Raw genomic sequence first — 24,147 nt, 5'->3', positions numbered from 1 at the left:
CTAAGTTGCTTAGCAAAACGAGGAGGAGTGCACCGGATGCGCGCGATCGCCCGATTCGTGAGCGGATTGACCGCCCGCGGCACCGCTTGGATCACGCTGGGACTGGCCGTCGTCGCCATCGCCGCCCTGTTCGCCCTGCTACCGAAGAGCGCCGCTGACAGCTACCCGCCGAGCGGCCTGCCGGACTCCAGCGAGGCCGCACAGGTGACCGCTCTGCTCGCCGACTTCCCCAGCGCCGACACGACCGCCGGAATCCTGGTGTGGAGCCGCGACGGCGCCGCGCTCACCGACGCCGACAAAGCGGCCATCACGGCCAACGCGGGCACGCTCGCCGACCAGTCGATCGCACCGCAGGCCGTCGTGCCCCAGTTCAGCGACGACGGAACGGCCGCGCTCGTCGCCGTCCCCCTCGACGCGACCGAGAACCAGGAGAACATCGCCGCGACGGCGACCGAGCTGCGCGCGGCAGCGAGCACCGATCTGCCCGACGGGCTCACCGCCCTCCTGACCGGGCCGATCGGCTTCCAGGCCGACATCTCCAACGCCTTCGCCGGCGCCGACTTCCGGCTGCTGCTCGTGACCGTGATCGTCGTGGCGGTGCTGTTGATCATCACCTATCGCAGCCCGGTGCTCTGGATCGTGCCGCTGGCCGTCGTGGGCCTCGCCGACGGTCTCGCCCGCATCGTGGTGACGGCGCTCGCCGAGCCGCTCGGCATCACCATCGACGCGTCGATCGGCGGCATCCTGAGCGTGCTCGTGTTCGGAGCCGGGACCAACTACGCCCTCCTTCTCGTGGCGCGCTACCGCGAAGAGCTCACCCGGGAGCAGAACCGCCACAAGGCCATGCTCACCGCGGTCACGAGCGCGGGTCCCGCCATCGCGGCGAGCGGCGGCACGGTGGCGTTGAGCCTGCTCACACTGCTCTTCGCCCAGCTCGCAGGCAACCGCGCCCTCGGCTTCGCGTGCGCGATCGGTGTGGTCATCGCCATCCTCTTCGCCCTGCTCGTGCTGCCCGCCGCGCTCGTGGTCTGCGGACGCGGCCTGTTCTGGCCCTTCGTGCCGCGGGCGGTGGCGGCTCCTGACGAGAGCGGCGACGCGCATCACCACGCGGCGACGAAGCCGGGCGTGTGGATGCGCCTCGGCCGCGGGGTCGCGCGTCGCCCGGCCGTCGTGGCGATCGTCGCCACCCTCGGCATCGGCGTGCTGGCTCTCGGGCTCTCGGGCTACCGCGTAGGCCTCTCGCAGACCGATCAGCTGCTCGGCGACCCTGAATCGGTGGCCGCCCAGGAGGTCATCGACGCCTCCTTCTCGGCCGGTCTCACCGGCCAGACCATCGTGCTCACCCCCGACGACGCGGTCGCCGACGCCACCACCATCGCCGAAGGTGTGGAGGGCGTCGAATCCGTCCGGCCCGGAGAGAGCTCGGGCGGCCTCACCCGCCTCGACGTCTCGCTCGCGAGTGAGCCGGAGAGCGAGGCGGCGTTCACCACGATCGAGAACCTGCGGGACGCCTACGCGGGCGCCGCCGGAGACGTGAGCGAGACCCTGGTGGGCGGCAGCGATGCCACCGCGCTCGACACGAACACGGCGGCGGCGGCCGACCAGGCGCTCATCATCCCGCTGATCCTGGCCATCGTCTTCACCATCCTGGCGCTGCTCCTGCGCTCGCTGGTGGCGCCCGTGCTGCTCATCGCGAGCGTGCTCGCCACCTTCTTCGCGAGCCTCGGCGCATCGAACGTGCTGTTCCAGAACGTGCTGGGCTTCCCGGCCTTCGACTCCAACGTCATCCTCTTCGCGTTCCTCTTCCTGGTGGCGCTCGGGGTCGACTACAACATCTTCCTCACCACCCGCGCCCGGGAGGAGACCGTGCGGCACGGCACCCGGGAGGGCATGGTGCGCGCCCTGAGCTCGACCGGCGGGGTGATCACGAGTGCCGGCATCCTGCTCGCCGCGGTGTTCGCGGTGCTCGGCGTGCTGCCCGTGGTGGCGCTCACCCAGATCGGCGTGATCGTCTGCATCGGGGTTCTCCTCGACACCCTCGTGGTGCGCACGGTGCTCGTGCCGGCCCTGGTGTTCCTCACCGGTGACCGCTTCTGGTGGCCGTCGCATCCGGCACTCGCGAGGCACTCAGCCTGAGCGCAATAAACTAGGGGGACGAGCACGACCTGAATCGAGGCCCCCGGAGTGACCGACTCTCCCCGCACGACCGTGCGGTCACCCTATTGGGGTGTGCCCGTGGCCCGTGCCGTGCCGTTCATCGTCACCGCCCTCGTCATCACCTTCTCGCCGAACCACTCCGCCCAGGCGGGTCTGCTCGCGTACGGCGTCTTCGCCATCGTCTCCGGCGTCATCGTGGGCACGCTGTCCTGGCGCACGGTGCCCGAGAAGTCGACGCGCGTCATCTTCCTCATCCAGGGCGTCTCGAACGTGCTGTTCGGCGCCCTCGCGCTCGCGTTCAATGCGGGCGGCCTCGGCTTCTTCCTGTTCTGCGCCACCATGAACTCCGCCATCTGCGGGTTCCTCGAGCTCTACTCGGGCCTGCGGCACTCGAAGAACCCCGCGAGCCGCGACTGGGCCATCGTCGGTGCGCTCACCGTGGTGTTCGCCCTGGTGCTGATCTTCTTCCCGACCGACCCGGTGTTCGCCGTCGGGATGTTCGGCGCCTACGCCGCCATCGTCGGGCTGTTCCTCGTGATCGCAGGGCTCTCCCTGCGCTGGGGAACCCAGCCGTCACCCGCTAACGGGTCCGTACCCACTGGAAAGACATCGTGAACCAACCCTCGAGGCGCGATCGGCTGAAGCCGGTCGAACTGCTCGTCCTGTCCGCCGTCATGTCCCTTTTCGTCGGACTGGTGGTGCTGCTGTCGACGCGCGAGATCATCCTCGCGTTGATCTTCTTCGGGGTGGCCTTCATCGTCTCGCTCGTGATCATGGCGATGTTCTCGCTCTCGATCAAGCCGAACGACGCCGAGCAGCACGAGATCGACGACGACGAAGAGCCCAAGCCCTCAGCTCACTGAAACGACGGTCCGCGTCACTCGACGGGCGGTTGGAGGTGGTCGACGAGCGGGGAGGCCAGGCCGGTGTAGGTTGCCGGGGTGAGTGCCACGAGGCGGGCCTTGGCCTCGTCGCCGATGTCGAGGGCCTGCACGAACTCGACGAGTTCCGCCTGGCCGATGCGGCGGCCGCGCGTGAGCTCCTTGAGCAGGGCGTAGGGGTCGGCGATGGAGGAGCGACCTGCCGTGACCTCGGCGCGCACCACGGTCTGGATGGCTTCGCCGAGCACCTCCCAGTTGGCGTCGAGGTCGGCGGCGAGAGCATCCGTGTTCAGGGAGATCTGACCGAGGCCGCCGCGGATGTTGTCGAGCGCGAGCAGCGAGTGCCCGAGTGCCACCCCGATGTTGCGCTGCGTGGTGGAGTCGGTGAGGTCGCGCTGCAGCCGTGAGGTCACGAGCGTCGCGGCGAGCGAGTCGAGGAGGGCCGACGACAGCTCGAGGTTGGCCTCGGCGTTCTCGAAGCGGATCGGGTTGATCTTGTGCGGCATCGTCGAGGAGCCGGTGGCGCCCGCGACGGGGATCTGGGTGAAGTACCCCATCGAGATGTAGGTCCAGACGTCCGTGCAGAGGTTGTGCAGGATGCGGTTGGCGTGACTGATGCGGTTGTAGAGCTCCGCCTGCCAGTCGTGCGACTCGATCTGCGTGGTGAGCGGGTTCCACTCGAGGCCGAGCGAGGTGACGAAGCCGCGTGAGATGGCCTGCCAGTCGGCGGACGGATCGGCGACGAGGTCGGCCGCGAAGGTGCCGGTGGCACCCGAGAACTTGCCGAGGTACTCGGTGGCTTCGATCTGTGACCGCACGCGCGAGAGGCGGTGCACCGTGACGGCGAACTCTTTGCCCATCGTGGTGGGCGTGGCCGGCTGGCCGTGCGTGTGGGCGAGCATCGCGTCGTCGCGGTGCGCGAAGGCCAGCGCTCGCAGTTCGGCGATCACCGCGTCGAAAGCGGGCAGCCACACCTCGGTGACGGCCTCGCGGATGGTCAACGCGTAGGAGAGGTTGTTGATGTCCTCGCTCGTGGCACCGAAGTGGGTGAGCTCGGCGATCTCGTTCAGACCGAGATCGGCGAGCTTGCGGCGCACGTAGTACTCCACCGCTTTGACGTCGTGGCGCGTGGTGGCCTCCAGCTCGGCGATCTGGTCGATGTCGGCCTGGCCGAAGTCCTGGATCACCGCGCGCAGTCGGCGCGAGAGCTCGGGGTCGAGGGGTGAGGAGCCGAACATCGAGTGGTCGGTGAGGTAGAGCAGCCAGTCGATCTCGACGTGCACCCGGGCCCGGTTGAGGCCGGCTTCGGAGAGGAACTCGCCGAGTTCGGTGACCGCGGGGCGGTAGCGGCCGTCGAGCGGGCTGAGGGGCTGAGGGGGCAGAGGAGGCATGGAGCCCTTCCAGGTGGTGAGGCGGTGGGTCGGTCGGGCGGCCGGATGCCGCGGAACGGGAGGAGCGGTCAGAGCGCGAGCCGCGACCGGCGGAAGGCCGGCTCGAGCTGGCGGAGAAGAGCGCGGCAGGAGTGCTCGATCATGGCGAGCACCGAGTCGAACATCGCCGCGTCGGAGTAGTAGGGGTCGGGGACATCCGATCGGCCCGCGTATTCCGGGTCGAAGCCGAGCAGCAACCGCACCTTCGAGCGGTCTTCGTCGGTGCGTGCCCAGGAGCGGAGCACACGTTCGTGGCTGCGGTCGAGTGCCACCACCAGATCGAGCGAATCGAACCAGTCCGGGTCGAACTGCCGGGCGCGGTGCCGGCTGCCGTCGAAGCCGCGCGACTCGAGCGCCGCGATGGTGCGCGGGTCGGCGTGCTCGCCGACATGCCACTCCCCCGTGCCCGCCGAGCTCACGATCACCCGATCGCCGAGCCCGGCCTTCTCCACGAGATCGCGCAGCACGATCTCGGCCATCGGGGAACGGCAGATGTTACCCGTGCAGACCATCGAGATGCGGAACGCGTCGTTCTGCGGCTCGTCGGCGTCGTGGGACATGGTCTCCATTCTCTCATCCGGCCCGCAGCGCGGAGAGGACTACGAGCGGCGCCCGGCCAGGGGGCGCAGGATCGCGCCGATGATGGCGGCGAGGATGGCGAGCACCAGCGCGCCGAGGATCGCCCACCAGAAGTTCTCGACGATGAGGCCGAATCCGAACAGCTGCGAGATCCAGCCCGACAGCAGCAGCAGGAGCGCGTTCACGATCAGCGAGATGAGCCCGAGCGTGAGGATGTAGAGCGGGAAGGCGACCACCCGGATCACCGTGCCGATGATGCCGTTCACGAGGCCGAAGATGAGCGCGACGAACAGATAGGTGAGCACCGTGGAGAGGACTCCGTCGTCGGTGCCGAAGGAGTCGACCTTCACGCCCCCGACGATCAGCGTGGTGAGCCAGAGAGCGATCGCGTTCGCGACGAGGGAGACCAGGAATCTGCGCATGCCCCCACTATCCCAGACCGCCGCGTTTCGCGAAACGCCCCCGGCGGGTGCAGAGTCGGAGCATGGTCCGCATCCCCTGGGCACCCGAGTACCCCGTCGAAACCGAACGCCTCGACCTCCGGCCGCACCGGATGGCCGACCTCGACGATCTCCACCGCTACCACTCCGACCCCGAGGTGGTGCGCTACATCCCCTGGCCCGTGCGGACGCTCGACGAGACGCGCGCCGCCCTCGAATCGCGCACCCACCAGGGCGTGGTGTTCGAACCCGGCCAATGGCTGGTGCTGGCGATGCAGGTGCGCGACACGGGACGCGTGATCGGCGAGGTGCTGCTGAAGTACGACAGCGAGACGGATGCCCGGGGCGAGCTGGGCTACGCGATGGCCGCCGACGTGGCCGGCCGGGGCTACGCGACGGAAGCCGCACGGGCCGTGCTGGGCCTTGCGTTCGACGACTTCGGCCTGCACCGGGTGATCGCCCGCCTCGATGCCCGCAACGAGGCATCCGCTCGTCTTCTGCATCGGCTCGGAATGCGTCAGGAGGCGCATTTCCGGCAGGACGAGTGGTTCAAGGAGGAGTGGACCGACACCCTCGTGTTCGCGATGCTCGCCGAGGAGTGGCGGGCCTGACCGGGCCCGGACGAGCCTGAACGACCGCCGAACATATTCCAGGGGCGCTTTCACAGCGCGAACTAAGATGAACGGATGAGTTCCGACCCCGGTACCCCGTTGCACTTCCCTGTGAAGATGCGCCCCGAGATCCTCGCGCTCCCCGCTTACAAGCAGGGGCTGGCCGCGCCGACCGGGTTCAAGCTCTCGTCGAACGAGAACCCCTTCGACCCGCTGCCCGGCGTGCTGGAGGCTGTCGACGCCGCCACCCGCCAGCTGCATCGCTACCCGAACGCCGCGGCACCGGAGATCACGGCGCGCCTGGCGAAGGAGTGGGGCGTCGAGACCGACGAAGTGATCGTGGCCGCGGGCTCGGTGGCGCTGCTGGTGCAGTTCGCGCTCGCCGCGGCCGGTCACGGCGACGAGGTCGTCTACTCCTGGCGCTCCTTCGAGGTGTACCCGTGGATGACGGTGCTCCCGGGCGCCACGGCGGTTCCGGTGCCGAACACCCCCGACCACCGGCACGACCTGGTGGCCATGGCCGCGGCGGTCACCGACCGCACGCGGCTCGTGATCGTGAACTCACCCAACAACCCGACCTCCACCATCGTGACGAAGGCCGAGTTCGAGACCTTCATGGCCGCAGTGCCCACCGACGTGCTCGTCATCCTCGACGAGGCCTACGCCGAGTTCATCACCGACGAGGATGCGGTGAACGGTCGCGAACTGGTGCGGCGCTACCCGAACCTCGTGATCCTGCGCACCTTCTCGAAGGCCTACGGGCTCGCGGGCCTGCGCATCGGTTACGGCATCGGGCCGGCCGCGATCCTCGGTGCCGCGCGCACCACGATCATGCCGCTCAGCCTCACCGACCACGCCCAGGTGGCCGCCATCGCCTCGCTCGACCGCAGCCAGGAGCTGCACGAGCGCGTGGCCAACATCGCCGCCCGGCGCGAGGTGGTGTGGCGGGCGCTCCAGGAGCAGGGATGGGACATCCCCCGCCCCCACGGCAACTTCGTCTGGTTCCCCACCGGCGCACGCACGGCGGAGGCCCTCGAGGTCTTCCGCGCCCACGACATCATCGCGCGCGCCTACCTGCCCGACGGCGTTCGTCTGACGATCGGCGAAGAGGAATCGGTCGAGAACGTGCTCGCCGCCGCAGAAGAGATTGCGAGGCTCATCCGATGACCGACGTCGTCAGCGAGACCCGGACGGACACCGTCCACTTCCTGAATGCCGAGGGTGAGTTCGCCCCCAGCGCCTCGGCCGAGGAGTACGCCCCCTACCTCGACCGGCTGAGCGAGGCCGACCTGGCCCAGTTCTACCGGCACATGGCGGTGGTGCGGCGCTTCGACCAGGAGGGCACGAACCTCCAGCGTCAGGGCCAGATGGCGCTCTGGGTGCCGAGCCAGGGCCAGGAGGCCGCCCAGGTGGGCTCCGCCTTCGCCGCCAAGCCGCAGGACCACATCTTCCCCTCCTACCGCGAACACGCTGTGGGTCTCGTGCGCGGCATCGACGTGCTCTCGATCGTGGAACTCCTCCGCGGCAACACGCACGGCGGGTGGGATCCGACCGACCCCACGAACGGCAACTTCCACGGCTACTGCCTGGTGATCGGCTCGCACTCCCTGCACGCCACCGGCTACGCCATGGGCATGCAGCGCGACGGCGTGGTGGGCACCGGCGACGACGAGGTGGATGCCGCCGTGCTCTGCTACTTCGGAGACGGCGCCACCTCCCAGGGCGACGTGAGTGAGGCCTTCGTGTTCTCGGCGTCGAGCCAGACGCCGAACGTCTTCTTCCTGCAGAACAACCAGTGGGCCATCTCGGTGCCGGTGCGGGTGCAGTCGCGTACCCCCCTCTACCTGCGCTCGCGCGGATTCGGCATCCCGAGCGTGCAGATCGACGGCAACGACGCGCTCGCGAGCTTCGCGGTGACGGCGAAGCACCTCGACGACGCGCGCGCCGGCCGCGGCCCCCAGTTCATCGAGGCGCTGACCTACCGCATCGGAGCCCACACCTCCTCTGACGACCCCACGAAGTACCGCGACGAGGCCGAGTACGAGTACTGGGTGTCACGCGATCCGATCATCCGGTTCGAGAAGTACCTGCGCTCGCTCGGCCAGTCGGACGCGTTCTTCGCCGAGGTGCGCACCGAGGCCGAGGACTTCGCGTCCGACATCCGGCACCGCACGCTGACGCTGACGCCGCCGCCGGTCTCCACGATGTTCGACCACGTGTACTCGGAGCCGCATCCGGTGATGGCGGAGCAGAAACTGTGGCTGGAACGCTACGAAGCCTCATTCGAGGAGGGTCAGGCATGAGCACGATCGACACCACCGCCGCCGGAACCGCGAAGCCGGCCGCCCGCGTCGAGGAGATGCCGATGGCGCGAGCCCTCAACGCCGGGCTCCGGCAGGCGCTCGCCGACGACCCGAAAGTGCTGCTGATGGGCGAGGACATCGCCACCCTCGGCGGCGTCTTCCGCATCACCGAGGGTCTGCAGGCCGAGTTCGGCGACCGCGTGATCGACACCCCGCTGGCCGAATCGGGAATCGTCGGCACCGCGATCGGACTGGCCCTGCGCGGCTACCGGCCGGTCTGCGAGATCCAGTTCGACGGCTTCATCTACCCCGGCTTCGACCAGATCACCTCTCAGCTCGCGAAGCTTACGAACCGCGGCCAGGGCGCCTTCTCGATGCCCGTGGTCATCCGGGTGCCCTACGGCGGGCACATCGGTGCCGTCGAGCACCACCAGGAGAGCCCCGAGGCCTACTTCGCGCACACCCCCGGACTGCGCGTGGTGAGCCCGTCGACGCCGAACGACGCCTACTGGATGATCCAGGAGGCCATCGCCTCCAACGACCCGGTGATGTTCTTCGAACCGAAGAGCCGCTACTGGCCCAAGGGCCCCGTCGACTTCGCCGGCACCGCCGCACCCCTGCACGCCAGTCGTGTCGTGCGGACCGGAACGGATGTCACCCTGCTCGCCCATGGCGCGATGGTGAGCGTTCTCATGCAGGCCGCCGAGATCGCCCAGGAGGAGGGGGTGAGCGCCGAGGTGATCGACCTGCGGTCGCTCAGTCCGGTCGACTACGGACCCATCCTCGACTCCGTCACGAAGACCGGTCGACTGGTGGTGGCGCAGGAGGCCTCCGGTTTCGCCAGCGTCGGCTCCGAGATCGCGGCCACCGTCGCGGAGCGCGCCTACTACTCGCTGCAGGCGCCCGTGCTCCGGGTGTCCGGTTTCGACACCCCCTTCCCTCCCGCGAAGCTCGAGACACTGTTCCTCCCCGACGCCGACCGCGTCATGGAGGCCATCGACCGGGCCATGGCCTACTGAGGATCCAGACAATGACGACGTCGCAGTTCCACCTGCCCGATGTGGGCGAGGGCCTCACCGAGGCCGAGATCGTCTCGTGGAAGGTCGCGCCCGGCGACTCCATCGAGATCAACCAGGTGATCGTGGAGATCGAGACGGCCAAATCGCTCGTGGAGCTGCCGTCGCCGTTCGCCGGAGTGGTCGAAGGGCTCCTCGTGGCCGAGGGCACCACCGTCGACGTGGGGACCGCGATCATCACGGTCGACGCCACCGACGGGGAGGAAGCGCCACCTGCCGTGGCGGCCACCGAGATCCTCGGCGTGATCAGCCTGCCCGAGCCGGCCACCGCGGCTGCTGCTCCGGCGAACCCGGCGCAGGCGCAGGCCCCGGTTCCCGCTCCCGCTCCCGAGGCGGAGAAGTCGGGCGCCGTGCTCGTCGGCTACGGCATCAAGGGGCACGTCGCCAGTAGGCGCACCGCCCGCACCCGCGCCGCGGCCGTCATCCCCGCCATCGGCGAGGCCCCGGATGCCAAGGCGCCCGCCCAGCGGCTGGCGCGCATCCACCAGCCCATCCCCGGCGTGCCGGTGATCGCCAAGCCCCCGATCCGCAAGCTCGCGAAGGACCTCGGCGTCGACCTCAACGAGGTCACGCCCACCGGGCTGATCGGCGACATCACGCGCGACGACGTCATCCGTCACGCCGACCAGGCGAAGGTCTTCCACAACATCGAGACGCCGCAATGGGCGCCCGTGCGGGAGGAGCGCATCCCGGTGAAGGGCATGCGCAAGCAGATCGCCAAGGCGATGGTGGCCAGCGCGTTCACCGCGCCGCACGTGTCGCTCTTCGTCGACGTGGATGCCAGCCGCACCATGGAGTACGTCAAGCGGCTGAAGACCTCGGCCGACTTCGCGGGCGTCAAGGTGTCGCCGCTGCTCATCATGGCGAAGGCCGTGATCTGGGCCGTGCAGCGGAACCCCATGGTCAACTCGGCGTTCACCGACAAAGAGATCATCGTGCGCAACTACGTGAACCTCGGTATCGCCGCGGCGACGCCGCGCGGGCTCATCGTGCCGAACATCAAGGACGCCCAGGACATGTCGATGCGGAAGCTCGCGGAGTCGCTCGAGCAGCTCACGTTGACCGCGCGCGAGGGCCGTACCTCGCCCGCCGAGATGGCCGACGGCACGATCACCATCACCAACATCGGCGTGTTCGGCATGGACACCGGCACCCCGATCCTCAACCCCGGCGAGGTGGGGATCATCGCGCTCGGCACCATCAAGCAGAAGCCCTGGGTGGTCGACGGCGAGGTGCGGCCGCGTTTCGTCACCACGGTGGGCGCGAGCTTCGACCACCGCGTGGTCGACGGAGACGTGGCGAGCCGCTTCGTGGCCGACGTCGCGTCGATCCTCGAGGAGCCGGCTCTCCTGCTCGACTAGGTCGGGAGGAGCGGGCTCAGGCGGCGGGCTTCTTCTCCGTCAGGGCGACCTGGCTGCGCCACCACGGTGTCTCGATGAAGCCGCGCTTGAGGAACAGCAGTTCCATCGAGGCCGTCCAGCCCTCCACTCCGTCCAGCTGCGAGAGCGTCGAGGTGATGAACCCGTAGAGCTCGTCGGTCGAGGGCAGGATGACCTCGCAGAACAGGGAGTTCTCGTCGAGCGTGGCCGCGAGGTAGCGGATGGCCGGATGCTTCGCCAGCTCGAGCGCCACCGCGTCCATCCGCGACGGGGTCACCTTCACCGTGAGCAGCGTCTCCGCCCCCATCCCGAGCGCCGGAGCCGGCACCAGGGTGAGGATGTCGATGCACTTCGACGAGCGCAGCCGCTCGAAGCGGCGGCGCACGCTCGACTCGTTCATGCCCACCCGGTCGGCGATGGCCTGGAAGGTCTCGCGCCCGTCGTCGCGCAGCGCGTCGATGATCTTCCAGTCGGAAGCGTCGAAGTGGGTCGGGTTGCAACTCTCGGGCTCGGCGTAGCGCTCGAAGTCGTTGCCGGCATCCGGCAGCGCCAGGGTGTCGGCGAAGAGCTGGCGCCCCCAGTCGAACGAGACCTTGTAGATGTGCATCACGAGGTCACTGCGCCAGCGCTCGACCCCCTGGATCGACTGCAGCTCCTCGAGCAGCTGCGGGTAGTGGGTCGCGCCGCCCTTCACCACGAGCTCGGCGATGATGTCGTACTGCCCGGTGACCACGGTGATGAAGCGCACGTCTTCATGGGCCACCAGCTGCTCGGCCACCATGAGCTGGGTTCCGGGTGCGCAGTTGATGCGGATGAAGAAGGAGTCGACCTGGCCGGTCGCCCCGAGCGCCGGGTTGATCGCGACCTTGATGACCCCGGAGGCGATCAAGGACTGGCCGCGCCGCGCCACCGTGGCGGTCGACGAGCCGACCATCTCGGCGATGGCCCGCCAGCTCGCCCGCCCGTCGTGCTGCATGGCGACGACGATGCGGCGATCGAGGTCGTCGAGGGTGTCGAGTGCCCGCACCGTCAGAGCTCCGTCGTGCTGTCCTTGCCCGTCGGGGCTACGCGGTGCAAGAAGTCCCGAACTGTTGCTGTCCATAGCTCGACCTCTTCGATCTGCGGAGAATGCCCTGATTTCTCGAACACCACGAGCTCCGAATCGGGAATGAGGCTCGCGATGGTTTCGCTACACGATACCGGCGTGATCCAATCCGTGCGCCCCACGGTGATGAGTGTGGGTGCGGTGACGCCCGGGAGCTGCGGCTTGAGGTCGTAGTTCGGCAGGTTCTTCGAGAACGCGTAGTTGTGCGCCTCGTAGCGGTAGGGGGTGGCGGCGACCTTCTTCTCGACCGAAGCCGGGTCGTAGTGGAAGTCGTAGAGCGGCAGGATCTCGCGCCAGCAGTCGCGCAGATCGTCGTTGTCGGCGACGCGCCCCTCGTCGATGCGGTCGAACTTCTCCATGTCGATGCTGACACGATCGGAAGCCAGTGCGTTCTCCCGGGCCAGGTGGGCGTTGCCGTTGTCGGCCGAGGTGTCCCGCAGCACCATCGCGGTGACCCGGTCGGGGTAACGGATGGCGTACTCCATCGACATGAAGCCGCCGTAGGAGCCCCCGGCCATCACGATGGTCTCGGCGCCGATCCACTCGCGGAGGCCGTCGATGTCGGCCGCCCACTGCTCGTGGCTGAACTCGCCCGAGCCCTCGCTCTCGCCGGAACCGCGCGCGTCGAACACCACCACGCGGTACTCGTCGGCGAGCCGCCCGAAGCTCGCACGCGGCTCGGCGCGACTGCCGAGGCCGGGAGCGCCGTGGTGGGTGATGATCACCGGCGCACCCTCGGGGCCGAGCACCTCGACGGCGAGTTCGTTGCCGTTGATGGTGACCCGCTGCGCGGTGGTGGTGGCTGCCGCGAATTCGGGCGATACCTCGGTCATGGATGACTCCTGTCGTTGCGTGGTTCCGTGGTTCTAGAGAGCGATGGTGCAGTCGTCGAGGCCGCGTGGGAACGCGGTGAGCGGCTCTGATCCTGTCTCGGTCACGAGCATGCTGTCGCTGATCCGATAGCCGGCGTGACCCGGGATGTAGATGCCGGGCTCGTTCGACACGACCATCCCGGGTTCGAGCGGGGTCGCGTCGCCGGCCTCGAGCCAGGGCGGCTCGTGCATCCCGAGCCCGATCCCGTGGCCCTGGCGATGCCGGATGTAGTGCCCGAGGCCGGCCTCTTCGATGACGGACAGGCAGGTCGCGTTGGCCTGGCGGCACTCCGCGCCGGGCCGGATGGCCGCCCCGCCGATCTCCTGCGCCCGCCGGATGGTGTCGTGGTACAGCCGCTGCTCGGTCGTCGGCGTGCCGAGCACGAAGGTGCGCTCGCCCTCCACGAAGCGGCCGCCCACGGCGCAGCCGAGTGAGAGCATGAAGGTATCGCCGTCGCGCAGCCGGTAGCCCGAGGGCAGCCCGTGAGGGAAGGCGGAGTTGGCGCCGGCGTAGACGAGTCCGCCGGCCAGTGGTGACACCACGATCACGTCGTCGTGCTCGGCGTACATCGTGCGCACTCCGGTGCCCGTGACGTGAGAGGCCAGCTCCGACTCGCTCGGCAGCTCTCCGCCCGCCTCGATGGCGGCGCGCAGGAAGTCCACTCCGGCCTCGAGCATCACGTCGGTGACGCGAGCCGCCTCGCGGTGCAGCGCGATCTCCTCAGGGGCCTTCCGGTACCGCGCGCGGGTGACGAGCGTCGTCGCCGTGAACACGGCGTCCGGGAGCTGGCTCATGGCGGCCGTCTGCCGCTCGTTGGTCATCTGCGTGGTGAAGCCCACGCGCATCCGATCGCCACCGCCGACGCGGTCGACGGCGCGAGCCAGCGACGCGAACGGTGCCTCGATGCCCGGGAACTCGGCGTACGACACGATCTCGGCACGCGCGTCCTGCCGCAGCGCGTTCTCGCGTTCGAGCTCCGGCGTCATCAGCACGCATCGGCCGTCGGCCCCGAGCCACACCGCCACCGGCCGCTCGGAGGGGTGGTGGAAGAAGCCCGTGAGGTAGGCGACGTCTTCGGTCTGGTCGGTGAGCAGGGCATCGAAGCCCTCCTCCACGAGCCGCGCGCGTACGCGCTCCTGCACGCCGTCGAAGAAGGCCGGCTCGAGGGGCTGGCGGAAGCGGGTGGTCACGGATGCTCCTAGCGGGCTCGGTTGCGCGGGTTGCGCGCGTCGTTGTAGGCGATCGACAGCAGCGTCGCGGAGAGCACGAGGAGGAGGATCGCGATGGAGGGGAACAGCGTCAGCCACCAGGCGCTCGACATGGCGCCCGACTGCTGCGCCTCGTAGAGGATGCGACCCCACGACCAGGTGGTCGGGTCGCCGAGCCCGAGGAAGGCCAGGCCTGCCGCCGACAGAACGGCCCGCGAGGCAGTGACCACCACCGAGACCACGATGACCGGGGTGACGGCGGGCACGATGTGCCGCGAGATGATCCAGAGCGGCGAGGTCGTCATCAGGCGTGCCGCGTCGACGTAGGGCAGGTTCACGATGGTGAGTGCCTGCGACCGCACCAGGCGCGTGACCTCGGGCCACGAGAAGGCGGCCACGACGGCGATGATCGTGCCGGTGCTCGGCCCCACGAGCGCGGCGATGAGGATCATCAGCGGCAGCACCGGCAGCGACAGCGTCAGGTCGACGATCACGCTGATGAAGCCGTCGAGCTTCTTGAAGTAGGCGCCGAGCACGGCGACCAGCGTGCCGAACGCGATGGCGATGACGGATGCCGCGATCGCGACGAGCAGGCTCTGCTGCGTTCCCCAGATCACCTCGCCGAGCACGTCGCGCCCCAGCGAATCGGTGCCGAAGACGTACTGCAGGCTCGGTGGCTTCAGCACGTCGGTGCCGTAGCTCGCCGGGTAGGGCGCCAGGAGCGGAGCCGCGAGCGCGACCACGATGAGCAGGGCCAGGATGACCAGCGAGATGATGCCGAGCGGTTCCTTGCGGAACACCCGCCAGGTGGCCAGACCCGCCCGTCCGTTCTCGGTGGCGACCGGTTCGGCGGGGGCGGACATCCCGACCGTTGCGGCGGGGTCGAATTCGAGAGAGGTCATGATGTCTTCACCCGGGGGTCGAGGAATCCGTAGACGATGTCGGTGAGCATGTTGGCGAGCACCACGGTGATCGCGAGCAGCAGGAATGCCCCCTGGAGCACCGGGAAGTCGAGCTGGGTGACGGCCTCGTAGATGCCGCGGCCGATCCCGGGGTAGGCGAACACGGTCTCGGTGAGGACGGCGCCGCCGACTAGGAAGCCGAGCTGCAGGCCGATCAGGGTCGTGGTGGGCAGCAAGGCGTTGCGGAGTGCGTGCTTCCAGAGGATGCGCCGGTAGGGCAGGCCGTTCGCCTTCGCGAGCGTCACGTAGTCCTCACCCAGAGCGTCGATCAGGGTCGAGCGCATCGTGAGCACGTAGGAGCCGAGCTGGATGAGCATGAGCGACACGGCCGGCAGGATGAGGTGCGACGCGACGCTGCCGTACCAGGCCGCCCCGTAGGCGTCGTTGTCGTAGGCGCCGCCGATCGGCAGCCAGCGCAGCGTGAGGCCGAACACGAACAGCAGCAGCACGCCGATCGACGGCACGAAGATCGACTGCCCCGTGACGCCGATCACCTGCACGAGTTTGTCGAGGAAGCCGCCGCGCTTGGAGGCGGCGAGCACGCCGAGCGGGATGCCGATGGCCGTGGTCAGCACGAGCGCCGACACGGTGAGCAGCAGCGTCCAGGGCAGGCGCTGCAGCAGGACGTCCATCACCGGGATGGACTGCGTGAACGACACCCCGAAGTTGCCCTGCACGAGCTGCACCAGGTAGAGCCCGTACTGCACGATCAGGGGCTTGTCGAGGCCGTACTGGGTGAGCAGGGCAGCCCGCGCGTCGTCCGTCATGTTCGGACTGGCGACCGCCAGTGCCGGATCTCCGGGGAGCAGCCGCAGCAGGAGGAAGGTCACGGTCACGGCGAACCAGATCGTGAACACCGCCCTGCCGAGGCGTCGGAGGATGAAGGAAGAACGAGGCACGCGGGCTGCCCTTTCTCTCGTCAGCCGACCTTGTGGGCGCTGGCGAGTGACTCGGGGTTCACGATCGACAGCAGCTCACTCGGCTGGGTGATGAATCCGTCCCATTTGTCGCTGTGGGCGAAGAACAGATTCTGCGTGTACATGATGTTGTCGTAGACGTTGTCGTGCACGATCTTCGCCGCCTGGCGCATGATGTCGATCTTCTCGTCCTGGTCGCTGGTGACAGCGCCCTGGGCGATCAGGTCGTTCAACTGCGGGTCGTCGACGTAGCTGTAGTTGATCGCGCCCTCGGGCAGGTACGCCAGGGTGAAGTTCGTCACCGGGTCGTCCATGATGGCGAAGTTGCCGGCGTAGATGTCGAAATCGCCCTTGTTCGTCTGCGCCAGGTAGGTGTTGCGTTCGGTCCCCTGGAGCTCGATGGTGATTCCGGCCTCGGCCGCCGAGTCCTTCACGAGCTGCGCCCATTGGCTGGTCACGCTGTCCTGCAGCGAGTAGATCAGCCGGAACGAGACCGGGAAGTTGCCGTTGGCGTCGGCCGTGTATCCGGCCTTCTCCATCAGCTCGCGCGACTTGTCGGTGTCGAACTCGTATTCGGTGAGCGAGTCGTCGTAGTAGTCGCTCAGTACCGGCATCAGCGGGCTCGATCCGGTCGAGACGGCCTGGTCCTGCAACACGACCTTGCGGATGGCGTCGTAGTCGACGGCGTGGGCCAGGGCCTGACGCACCTCGAGCTTGGCGAGATCCGGGTTGTTCATGTTGTAGGTCATGTGCGCGTAGCCGAGACCGGTGACCTCTTCGACGGTGATGCCGGGCGAGTTCTTCAGCTGGTCGACCTGCGCCGGCGGGAGGGCGTTGGCGATCGCGTCGACCTCTCCGCTCTGCAGCGCCAGGATCTCCGTGTTCACGTCGGGGAAGACGCGGTACACCACCTTGGCCGGAATGGGCGTTCCACCGTCGACCAGCGGGTAGTCCTCCACGCGGTCGAGCTCGTAGCTCTGCCCCACCTGCACCTTCTGGAGCGTGAAGGGGCCCGCGCCCACCCAGCCGCCGTCCGATCCGTCGTTCGGGAAGTCGGCCACCGAGGCGGCTTTCTCGAACACGTGCTTCGGCACGACGTTGCCCCAGAATCCGATCTCCTCGATGATCGACGAGTCGGGCTTGGTGAGTTTGACCTCGACGCGGGTGTCGGAGACGGCCGTGGCCGAGTCGAAGTTGGCCAGCTGGCCGTAGAAGGTGCCCGAGGGCGCGTCCTTCTTCACCGCGTTCATGGTCCACGCCACGTCTTCGGCGGTGACGGGCTCGCCGTCGCTCCACGTCATGTCGTCGCGGATTTCGTAGTACCCCGTGGTGTCGTCGACGTAGCCCCACTCGGTGGCGAGCTCCGGCGTCTTCTTGCCGGTGTCGTCGATCGACATCAGGTGCGGGTACATCAGGTTGGTGATCCAGTAGTCGCTTCGGCTGTTGCCGATCAGCGGGTTGTAGTTCACCACATCCGTCGTCGTCGCGATGGTGAGCGTGTCGTTGCCCGCGGCGGCCGCACTGCTCGACGCCTCGGGGGGAGCCGAGGGCGCGCACGCGCTCAGCGTGAGGGCGACACTCGCTGCAAGTGTCGCGATGACCAGACTTCGTTTTCGCATCAAACCCAAACCTCCTTCAGGACCCGCATGGTGTTGCCTCCGACGACGGCGCGGATTTCGTCGTCCGAGTAGTTGTGCTTCACGAGCCAGCCGATGATGTTGTAGAACTCCTCGGCCGGGTTCTCGATCCCGTCGACGTACTCGACTTCCTCGTACTCGACGTGTCCGTGCGCCTGGCTGATCGAGAGGTTCGACGAGAAGGCGTGGTGCAACCCCACGTGGTCTCCGAACAGCGTGTCAGGTCCGAAGCTCACGTGCTCGAGACCCACCAGGTCGACGCAGTACTGGAAGTGGTCCATCACCGATTCCAGGGAGTGCGACGGGTGCTGGGGAGAGAGCGTGGTGTGCGGCGCCGCTTCGATGCCGATGACACCGCCGCGCTTCGCGCACTCGATGATCGTCTCATCCGTCTTCATCCGGTTCGTCGGCCAGAGGCCGCGCGCTCCGGCGTGGGTGATGAACACCGGGAACTTCGATGCCTTGATCACGTCGACACAGGTCTTGTCGCCTGAGTGCGAGATGTCGATGGCGATGCCGAGCTTGTTCATGCGCTCCACGGCGCGCTCGCCGAAGTAGGTGAGTCCGCCGTCGCCGCGCTCCTTGAGGCCGGAGCCCAGGGTGTTCTGCTCGGAGTAGGCGATGCCCATCTGGCGCACGCCGAAGCCGTAGAGCACGTCGAGCCGGTCGACCTCGTTCTCGATCATGGTCGCGGCCTCGAGGGCGAAGACGTGGGCGACTTTGCCCTCGGCTTTGGCGCGCTCGATGTCCTTCACCGACTCGGCCTTGATCACGTAGTCCTGGTGGGCGAGGTCGGCCATCCGCACGCCGAGGTCGAACAGCACGTCCTGGTACTTCCAGCCGGCGTCGCTCGAGATGCAGCAGGTGCCGTCCATGCCGTTGTCGAAAACGGCGGTGATGCCCGAGCGCGAGAGGCCCTCGTAGCCCGTTGGTTCGCGGCCCTGGCGGATGTGATCGCGCAGCTGCCCCATGTCCTCCGGGAAGACCTGGACGTGGTCGTGCAGCGAGATGACGGTCTCTTCGGCCAGGAGCTTGCGCGTGCGCTCCTCCTCGGCCGAGCTGAGGCCCAGACCCTCGTAGGCCGGAACGCGGCCGATCTGCTTCGCGTAGGTGAACTCCTTGTAGTCCTTTCCTGCTTCCAGGTAGTCGTAGGCGGTGTAGCCCTTGTAGGCCGCGGCGGGATCAAGCATCTGATCTCCTTTTCTTGGGAAAGTCCGGCGTTGCTTTAGACAACCTCTTCGATTTCCGGCAAGTTTGTCAACCTGCTTGATACTTTTCGGCATAGATTTAGCATGCTTGAAACAATTCGGTAACGGTGAGGGGTGATGATGGAGTGGTGGCAGACGAGATGATGACGGTCGGCACCGCCGCTCTGCGGGTGCGCGACCTCAACGTGACCTTCACCGGCGGCGGGCGCGAGGTGCGCGCGGTGCGGAACGTGGACCTCGATGTGGCGCGGGGCGAATTCGTGGCGCTGCTCGGTGAATCCGGCTCGGGCAAGTCGGTGACCGCCCGCGCGATCATGGGCCTGACCGACGAGTACACCCGGGTCTCGGCCGCCTCGCTCGAGGTGGCGGGCACCGACATCCTCGCCATCTCGGAAGAGGAACGGCGGCTGATGCGCGGTGAGCGGATGAGCCTGGTGCTGCAGGACGCGCTCTCCGCGCTCAACCCCGTGATGACCATCGGCAACCAGATCGGCGAGCTGTTCAAGGTGCACCGCGGGGCCACGCGCAAGCAGGCCCGCGCGGCCGCCGTCGAGCTGCTCGGTCTCGTCGGCATCCCGGCGCCGGCCAATCGGGTCGACGACTACCCGCACCAGTTCTCCGGAGGCATGCGCCAGCGCATCCTGATCGCCATGGCCATCGCGCTCGAGCCCGAGATGCTCATCGCCGACGAGCCCACCACCGCCCTCGACGTGACGGTGCAGGCGCAGATCCTCGACCTGCTCGGGCGCCTGCGCGACCAACTCGGCATGGGGGTGCTCCTCATCACCCACGACCTCGGCGTGGTGATGGAGGTGGCCGACCGGCTCGCCGTGATGTACGCCGGGCGCATCGTGGAGCGGGGAGACGCCGATACCGTGCTCGACCTGCCCGCGCACCCGTACACCCAGGCCCTGCTGCGCTCGGTTCCGGATGCCGCGGCGCGCGGACACGACCTGCTCACCATCCCGGGCTCCCCGCCGAGCCCGGCTCAGACCCCGCCCGGCTGCTCGTTCAACCCCCGCTGCCACATGGCCATCGACGTCTGCCGCACCGAGCGACCGCCGCTTCGCGACGTTGCGGCGGGTCGCGCATCCGCGTGCCACCGATCGGAGGAACTGCTGCATGAACTCGTCAGCTGACGTCGGCGCGGGCGCTTCCGCTTCTGCTTCCGCTTCCGCCGTTCTCGCCCCCGAGCGCCGTGTCGTGCTCGAGGCCACCGACCTCCGCCGCACCTTCACGGGCGGCTCGCGCCTGCGCCCCACCCACGTCTCCGCCGTCGACGGCGTGAGCCTCACCCTGCACGCCGGCGAGACGCTCGGCATCGTCGGAGAGTCCGGCTGCGGCAAGTCGACGCTCGCCCGCATGCTGGTGGGCCTCGAGAAGCCCGACGGCGGCTCGTTGCTCTACCACGGCACGGATGTCACGAAGGGGCGCGCGAGCGACCGCAAGCTGTTGCGCCGCGGCGTGCAGATGATCTTCCAGGACCCGTACACCTCGCTCGACCCGCGGATGAACGTCGGCGACATCATCGCCGAGCCCATGGCCGCGACGCGGTCGGCCTCCGCGTCGGCGCGGCGCGAGCGGGTGGCCGAACTGCTGGGGCTCGTGGGTCTCGCGCCCGACATGATGTCGCGCTACCCGCACCAGTTCTCCGGCGGGCAGCGGCAGCGCATCGGCATCGCGCGGGCGCTCGCCCTCGATCCCGACGTGCTCGTGTGCGACGAGGCCGTCTCGGCGCTCGACGTGTCGGTGCAGGCGCAGGTGATCAACCTGCTGGCCGACCTGCAGCGCCGGCTCGGTGTGGCCATCCTGTTCATCGCGCACGACCTCTCGGTGGTGCGACACATCGCCGACCGCGTGGGCGTCATGTACCTCGGCCGGATGGCGGAACTGGGCGACACCGAGACGGTCTACGACACGCCCGCGCATCCGTACACCCAGGCCCTGCTCTCGGCCACGCCGTCGCACAGCCGCGCCGACCGCGGCAAGCTCTCCCGTCGCCGCGTGCTCGGTGGAGAGCCGCCCTCCCCCGTCGACCCGCCGGCCGGCTGCCGCTTCAACCCGCGGTGCTGGCTCGCCACCGACGAGTGCCGAACCGTGCAGCCCCCGCTTCGCTCGCTCGCGCTCCGCGAGGTGGCGTGCCACCATGCCGAGCAGGCGCTCGCCGAGGCCATCGCCTGAGCGGCATCGGTGATTTTGAAAATCATTATCAATTAGCTAACGTGGAGTCGTCCCCGACTTAGACAGGCACCCCACGTGAAACGACACGTCCTCACCTCCGCCCTGGCCGCCTCCGCGGCCGCGCTCGTCCTCGGCCTGGCGGGCTGCTCCGCAGACAGCTCGGCCGAGACCGCCGACGCGAGCACCGGCATCCGCATCGTCGCCTCCACCAACGTCTACGGCAGTCTGGCCGAAGCCGTGGGGGGCGACTTCGCCAGTGTCACGTCGATCATCGACAGCCCGGACAAGGATCCGCACGAGTACCAGGCAGACGGCCAGAACCAACTCTCGCTCTCGAAGGCGCAGATCGTGATCGAGAACGGCGGCGGTTACGACGACTTCGTCGACACCATGCTCTCGGCGGCCGACAACTCCGAGGCGACCGTGCTGAACGTGGCCGACATCTCCGGGTACGACCAGGAGCCCGCCGACGGAGAGTTCAACGAGCACCTGTGGTACGACTTCCCCACCATGCAGAAGCTGGTCGATTCGCTGGTGAGCGAGCTGTCGGCGCTCGACGCCGGCGACGCATCCGTCTTCGAGGCCAACGGGGCCAGCGTCAAGGCGCAGCTCGCCACCCTGGAGGCCGCGGAGGCCGACATCGAGGCGGAATACGCCGGGTCGGGCGTGGCCATCACCGAGCCCGTGCCCCTCTACCTGCTCGAGGCCAGCGGGCTCGTGAACCGGACTCCGGATGCCTTCAGCGAGGCCATCGAGCAGGACACCGACGTGCCACCGACGGTGCTGCAGGACACCCTCGCCCTCTTCGACGACCACGCCGTGAAGCTGCTCGTCTACAACGAGCAGACCGGGGGTGCTCAGACGGATGCGGTGCTCGAGGCCGCGAAGAAGAACGAGATCCCGGCGGTGGGCGTCACCGAGACGCTGCCCGACGGCGTCGACTACTTCGGCTGGATGAAGTCGAACCTCGACGCGGTCTCCGCCGCGCTCGGCCAGTAGCCCCCGTCGGCAGCGGGCGAGCGAGCAGTAGGGTGTGACCGTGACCGATCCGGTTCTGACGATGCGCGACGCGAGCCTGTCGTTCGGCCCGCGCACCCTCTGGTCGCACCTGGACCTCGACGTGCGGCCGGGCGAATTCATCGCCGTGCTCGGATCGAACGGATCGGGCAAGTCCAGCCTGCTGAAGGTCATCCTGGGCCAGCAGAAGCTCACCTCGGGCAGCATCTCCTTCCTCGGTGCGGCCGGCCGACGCGGCGACCGTCGCATCGGCTACGTGCCGCAGCAGAAGCTCGCCGACGACGGAACGCCGCTGCGTGCGCGCGACCTCGTGGGCCTCGGTCTCTCCGGGCACCGCTGGGGAGTGCCGCTGCCCTCCGCCGCCCGGCGACGGGAGGTGGATGCGCTGCTCGCGGCCGTTGGCGCCACCGAGTACGCGAACGTGGGCGTCTCAACGCTCTCCGGCGGTGAGCAGCAGCGGGTGCGGATCGGGCAGGCGCTCGCCGGCGACCCGCGGCTGCTGCTCTGCGACGAACCGCTGCTCTCGCTCGACCTCACGCATCAGCGCGCGGTGAGCGAGTTGATCGACCGGCAGCGGCGGGAGCGCGACTTCGGGGTGCTCTTCGTGACGCACGACATCAATCCCATCCTGGACATGGTCGATCGGGTGCTCTACCTCGCCGGCGGGGGCTTCCGCATCGGCGAGCCCGACGAGGTGCTGCGCTCCGAGGTGCTCAGCGAGCTCTACGGGTCGCGGGTCGACGTGATCCGCACGCACGGGCGCGTGATCGTGGTCGGGACTCCGGATGGCGCGCACGGTCATCCCGACGACCAGTTCCACCATCACGACGAGCACGACGGCGGCTCCGGACCGTCGACCTCCTCCACAGGACTCCTCGGGGGGCTGCCGTGAGCGGTGACTTCTGGGGCGAGATCTTCAACTTCGACAATTACGGCGAGCTCGTGGCCCTGCTGCAGAACTCGATCATCGCCGGTGCGGTGCTCGGCGTGGTCGGCGGGTTGATCGGGGTGTTCGTGATGTCGCGCGACATGGCGTTCGCCGTGCACGGCATCAGCGAGCTCTCGTTCGCGGGCGCCGCCGCGGGGCTGCTGTTCGGGGTGGGGGTGGTGCAGGGGTCGATCTTCGGCTCGCTGGTGGCCGCGCTCCTCATCGGGTTGCTCGGGTCGCGGGCGCGCGATCGCAACTCGATCATCGCTGTGCTCATGCCGTTCGGGCTGGGGCTCGGCATCCTGTGCCTCTCCCTGTATCCGGGACGTTCGGCGAACAAGTTCGGGCTGCTCACCGGTCAGATCGTGGCGGTCGACGACCCGCGGCTCAACTCGCTGATCGCCATCTCGATCGTCGTGGTGGTGGGGCTGCTGCTGGTCTGGCGCCCCCTCACCTTCGCGAGCGTGGATGCCGACGTCGCGTCGGCCCGCGGCGTGCCCGTGCGCGGGCTGTCGATCTTCTTCATGCTGCTCCTCGGGCTCGCGGTGGCGGTCTCGGTGCAGATCGTGGGATCGCTGCTGGTGCTGTCCATCCTGGTGACGCCGGCGGCGGCCGCCCTCCGGCTGTCGTCGTCGCCGGTGCTCGTGCCGGTGCTGAGCACGATCTTCGCCGTCACCTCGCTCGTGGGCGGCATCATGCTGGCGCTCGGCGCATCCGTTCCGATCAGCCCCTACGTCACCTCCATCTCCTTCGCGATCTACGTGGTGTGCCGGGTGATCGCGTGGCGGCGCGGGGTGGGCACTGGAAGGATTCAGGATGCCGGACTAGCGTTGCCCGTGAGGAAGGTGGAGCAGTCGTGAAGAGGAACACCTGGCAGCGCGAGGCGGTGCGGAGCGCGCTCGGAACCCAGATGGGCTTCGTGAGCGCGCAGGGCCTGCACTCTTCGCTGAAGGGCACCGGTTCGCAGATCGGGCTCGCCACCGTCTACCGCGCGCTGGCCGACCTGGCGCAGGAGGGCGAGGCCGACTCGCTCCAGTCGCCCGACGGCGAGGCGCTCTACCGCGCCTGCTCGATGGTGCACCACCACCACCTGATCTGCCGCAGCTGCGGTCTCACGGTGGAGATCGAGGCCGACGAGGTGGAGTCCTGGGCCCAGAAGACCGCGGCTCTGCACGGCTTCAGTCGCCCGGAGCACGTGGTCGACATCTTCGGCTTCTGCTCGGCCTGCGTGCCCCCCGCCTCCCACTGACCCGTC

Annotated in this window: 24 protein-coding genes; 14 read left to right on the top strand and 10 right to left on the bottom strand. The window is 68.5% G+C overall.

Going from position 1 to position 24,147, the window contains the following annotated elements:
- Positions 1-36: 36 nt before the first annotated feature.
- From ACFJGU_RS07200 to ACFJGU_RS07190, 3 genes are read left to right on the top strand one after another with little or no spacing between them, the layout of a single operon-like run.
- Positions 37-2,136, top strand: a complete 2,100-nt coding sequence (locus ACFJGU_RS07200; protein ID WP_382308939.1) for an MMPL family transporter — start codon at positions 37-39, stop codon at positions 2,134-2,136.
- A gap of 48 nt (positions 2,137-2,184) precedes the next feature.
- Positions 2,185-2,772: an HdeD family acid-resistance protein gene (locus tag ACFJGU_RS07195; RefSeq protein WP_382308937.1), complete on the top strand. Its 588-nt coding sequence runs from the start codon at positions 2,185-2,187 to the stop codon at positions 2,770-2,772.
- Positions 2,769-3,020, top strand: a complete 252-nt coding sequence (locus ACFJGU_RS07190) for a hypothetical protein (protein WP_374858316.1) — start codon at positions 2,769-2,771, stop codon at positions 3,018-3,020. Before ACFJGU_RS07195 ends, ACFJGU_RS07190 begins: the two co-directional genes overlap by 4 nt.
- Positions 3,021-3,034: 14 nt before the next feature.
- On the opposite strand, the gene purB is transcribed toward ACFJGU_RS07190, so the two are convergent.
- The 3 genes from purB to ACFJGU_RS07175 form a co-directional block, all read right to left on the bottom strand.
- Positions 3,035-4,429 (bottom strand): adenylosuccinate lyase, encoded by a 1,395-nt coding sequence (purB, locus tag ACFJGU_RS07185; protein ID WP_382308935.1) that lies wholly within the window; start codon positions 4,427-4,429, stop codon positions 3,035-3,037.
- Between the two features lie 68 nt (positions 4,430-4,497).
- Positions 4,498-5,028: a low molecular weight protein-tyrosine-phosphatase gene (locus tag ACFJGU_RS07180; RefSeq protein ID WP_382308934.1), complete on the bottom strand. Its 531-nt coding sequence runs from the start codon at positions 5,026-5,028 to the stop codon at positions 4,498-4,500.
- A 39-nt stretch (positions 5,029-5,067) separates the two neighbouring features.
- Positions 5,068-5,469 (bottom strand): phage holin family protein, encoded by a 402-nt coding sequence (locus ACFJGU_RS07175; RefSeq protein ID WP_382308932.1) that lies wholly within the window; start codon positions 5,467-5,469, stop codon positions 5,068-5,070.
- Positions 5,470-5,531: 62 nt separating this feature from the next.
- On the opposite strand from ACFJGU_RS07175, the gene ACFJGU_RS07170 reads away from it, so the two are divergent.
- The 5 genes from ACFJGU_RS07170 (at position 5,532) to ACFJGU_RS07150 (ending at position 10,838) form a co-directional block, all read left to right on the top strand.
- Complete coding sequence (locus ACFJGU_RS07170) at positions 5,532-6,098, top strand: GNAT family N-acetyltransferase (protein WP_382308930.1); 567 nt, start codon at positions 5,532-5,534, stop codon at positions 6,096-6,098.
- A gap of 75 nt (positions 6,099-6,173) precedes the next feature.
- Positions 6,174-7,265 (top strand): histidinol-phosphate transaminase, encoded by a 1,092-nt coding sequence (locus ACFJGU_RS07165; protein ID WP_382308928.1) that lies wholly within the window; start codon positions 6,174-6,176, stop codon positions 7,263-7,265.
- A complete protein-coding gene (locus ACFJGU_RS07160; RefSeq protein WP_382308926.1) occupies positions 7,262-8,401 on the top strand; it encodes a thiamine pyrophosphate-dependent dehydrogenase E1 component subunit alpha in 1,140 nt (379 codons plus the stop codon). The genes ACFJGU_RS07165 and ACFJGU_RS07160 overlap by 4 nt, the downstream gene beginning before the upstream one ends.
- On the top strand, positions 8,398-9,420 hold the full coding sequence (locus tag ACFJGU_RS07155; protein WP_382308924.1) for an alpha-ketoacid dehydrogenase subunit beta: 1,023 nt from the start codon (positions 8,398-8,400) through the stop codon (positions 9,418-9,420). The genes ACFJGU_RS07160 and ACFJGU_RS07155 overlap by 4 nt, the downstream gene beginning before the upstream one ends.
- 11 nt (positions 9,421-9,431) lie before the next feature.
- A complete protein-coding gene (locus ACFJGU_RS07150) occupies positions 9,432-10,838 on the top strand; it encodes a dihydrolipoamide acetyltransferase family protein (RefSeq protein WP_382308922.1) in 1,407 nt (468 codons plus the stop codon).
- 16 nt (positions 10,839-10,854) lie between these two features.
- Here the strand turns inward: ACFJGU_RS07150 and ACFJGU_RS07145 are convergent, their stop codons facing one another.
- Genes ACFJGU_RS07145 through ACFJGU_RS07115 form a run of 7 tightly spaced genes read right to left on the bottom strand, consistent with a single transcriptional unit; the run spans position 10,855 to position 18,748 of the window.
- Complete coding sequence (locus tag ACFJGU_RS07145; RefSeq protein WP_382308920.1) at positions 10,855-11,883, bottom strand: Lrp/AsnC family transcriptional regulator; 1,029 nt, start codon at positions 11,881-11,883, stop codon at positions 10,855-10,857.
- Positions 11,884-11,885: 2 nt separating this feature from the next.
- Positions 11,886-12,794, bottom strand: coding sequence for an alpha/beta fold hydrolase (locus ACFJGU_RS07140; protein WP_382308918.1), 909 nt, complete (start codon positions 12,792-12,794; stop codon positions 11,886-11,888).
- 33 nt (positions 12,795-12,827) lie between these two features.
- Positions 12,828-14,024, bottom strand: coding sequence for a M24 family metallopeptidase (locus tag ACFJGU_RS07135; RefSeq protein ID WP_382308916.1), 1,197 nt, complete (start codon positions 14,022-14,024; stop codon positions 12,828-12,830).
- A gap of 8 nt (positions 14,025-14,032) precedes the next feature.
- Positions 14,033-14,944: an ABC transporter permease gene (locus ACFJGU_RS07130; protein WP_382308914.1), complete on the bottom strand. Its 912-nt coding sequence runs from the start codon at positions 14,942-14,944 to the stop codon at positions 14,033-14,035.
- Positions 14,941-15,903, bottom strand: coding sequence for an ABC transporter permease (locus ACFJGU_RS07125; protein ID WP_382308912.1), 963 nt, complete (start codon positions 15,901-15,903; stop codon positions 14,941-14,943). Before ACFJGU_RS07125 ends, ACFJGU_RS07130 begins: the two co-directional genes overlap by 4 nt.
- A gap of 20 nt (positions 15,904-15,923) precedes the next feature.
- Positions 15,924-17,540: an ABC transporter substrate-binding protein gene (locus ACFJGU_RS07120; RefSeq protein ID WP_382308910.1), complete on the bottom strand. Its 1,617-nt coding sequence runs from the start codon at positions 17,538-17,540 to the stop codon at positions 15,924-15,926.
- The gene (locus tag ACFJGU_RS07115; RefSeq protein ID WP_382308908.1) at positions 17,540-18,748 is read right to left on the bottom strand and encodes a dipeptidase; all 1,209 of its coding nucleotides are present in this window, start codon (positions 18,746-18,748) and stop codon (positions 17,540-17,542) included. Before ACFJGU_RS07115 ends, ACFJGU_RS07120 begins: the two co-directional genes overlap by 1 nt.
- Before the next feature lie 158 nt (positions 18,749-18,906).
- Here ACFJGU_RS07115 and ACFJGU_RS07110 point away from each other — a divergent pair, with 158 nt between their 5' ends.
- From ACFJGU_RS07110 to ACFJGU_RS07085, 6 genes are all read left to right on the top strand, one after another.
- The gene (locus ACFJGU_RS07110; protein WP_382310306.1) at positions 18,907-19,905 is read left to right on the top strand and encodes an ABC transporter ATP-binding protein; all 999 of its coding nucleotides are present in this window, start codon (positions 18,907-18,909) and stop codon (positions 19,903-19,905) included.
- A complete protein-coding gene (locus tag ACFJGU_RS07105) occupies positions 19,889-20,947 on the top strand; it encodes an ABC transporter ATP-binding protein (RefSeq protein WP_382308906.1) in 1,059 nt (352 codons plus the stop codon). Before ACFJGU_RS07110 ends, ACFJGU_RS07105 begins: the two co-directional genes overlap by 17 nt.
- Before the next feature lie 75 nt (positions 20,948-21,022).
- Entirely contained in the window at positions 21,023-21,946 is a 924-nt protein-coding gene (locus ACFJGU_RS07100; RefSeq protein WP_382308904.1) for a metal ABC transporter solute-binding protein, Zn/Mn family, read from the top strand.
- A 61-nt stretch (positions 21,947-22,007) separates the two neighbouring features.
- Entirely contained in the window at positions 22,008-22,856 is an 849-nt protein-coding gene (locus ACFJGU_RS07095; RefSeq protein ID WP_382310305.1) for a metal ABC transporter ATP-binding protein, read from the top strand.
- Complete coding sequence (locus ACFJGU_RS07090; protein WP_382308902.1) at positions 22,853-23,752, top strand: metal ABC transporter permease; 900 nt, start codon at positions 22,853-22,855, stop codon at positions 23,750-23,752. Before ACFJGU_RS07095 ends, ACFJGU_RS07090 begins: the two co-directional genes overlap by 4 nt.
- The gene (locus ACFJGU_RS07085; protein ID WP_259505607.1) at positions 23,749-24,141 is read left to right on the top strand and encodes a transcriptional repressor; all 393 of its coding nucleotides are present in this window, start codon (positions 23,749-23,751) and stop codon (positions 24,139-24,141) included. The genes ACFJGU_RS07090 and ACFJGU_RS07085 overlap by 4 nt, the downstream gene beginning before the upstream one ends.
- Positions 24,142-24,147 lie beyond the last annotated feature (6 nt).

The sequence above is a fragment of the Herbiconiux sp. UC225_62 genome (genome assembly GCF_042694625.1).
Classification (GTDB): domain Bacteria; phylum Actinomycetota; class Actinomycetes; order Actinomycetales; family Microbacteriaceae; genus Herbiconiux.
Note: the sequence above shows the minus strand (reverse complement) of the source record. Positions and strands in the feature narration are given on the sequence as shown.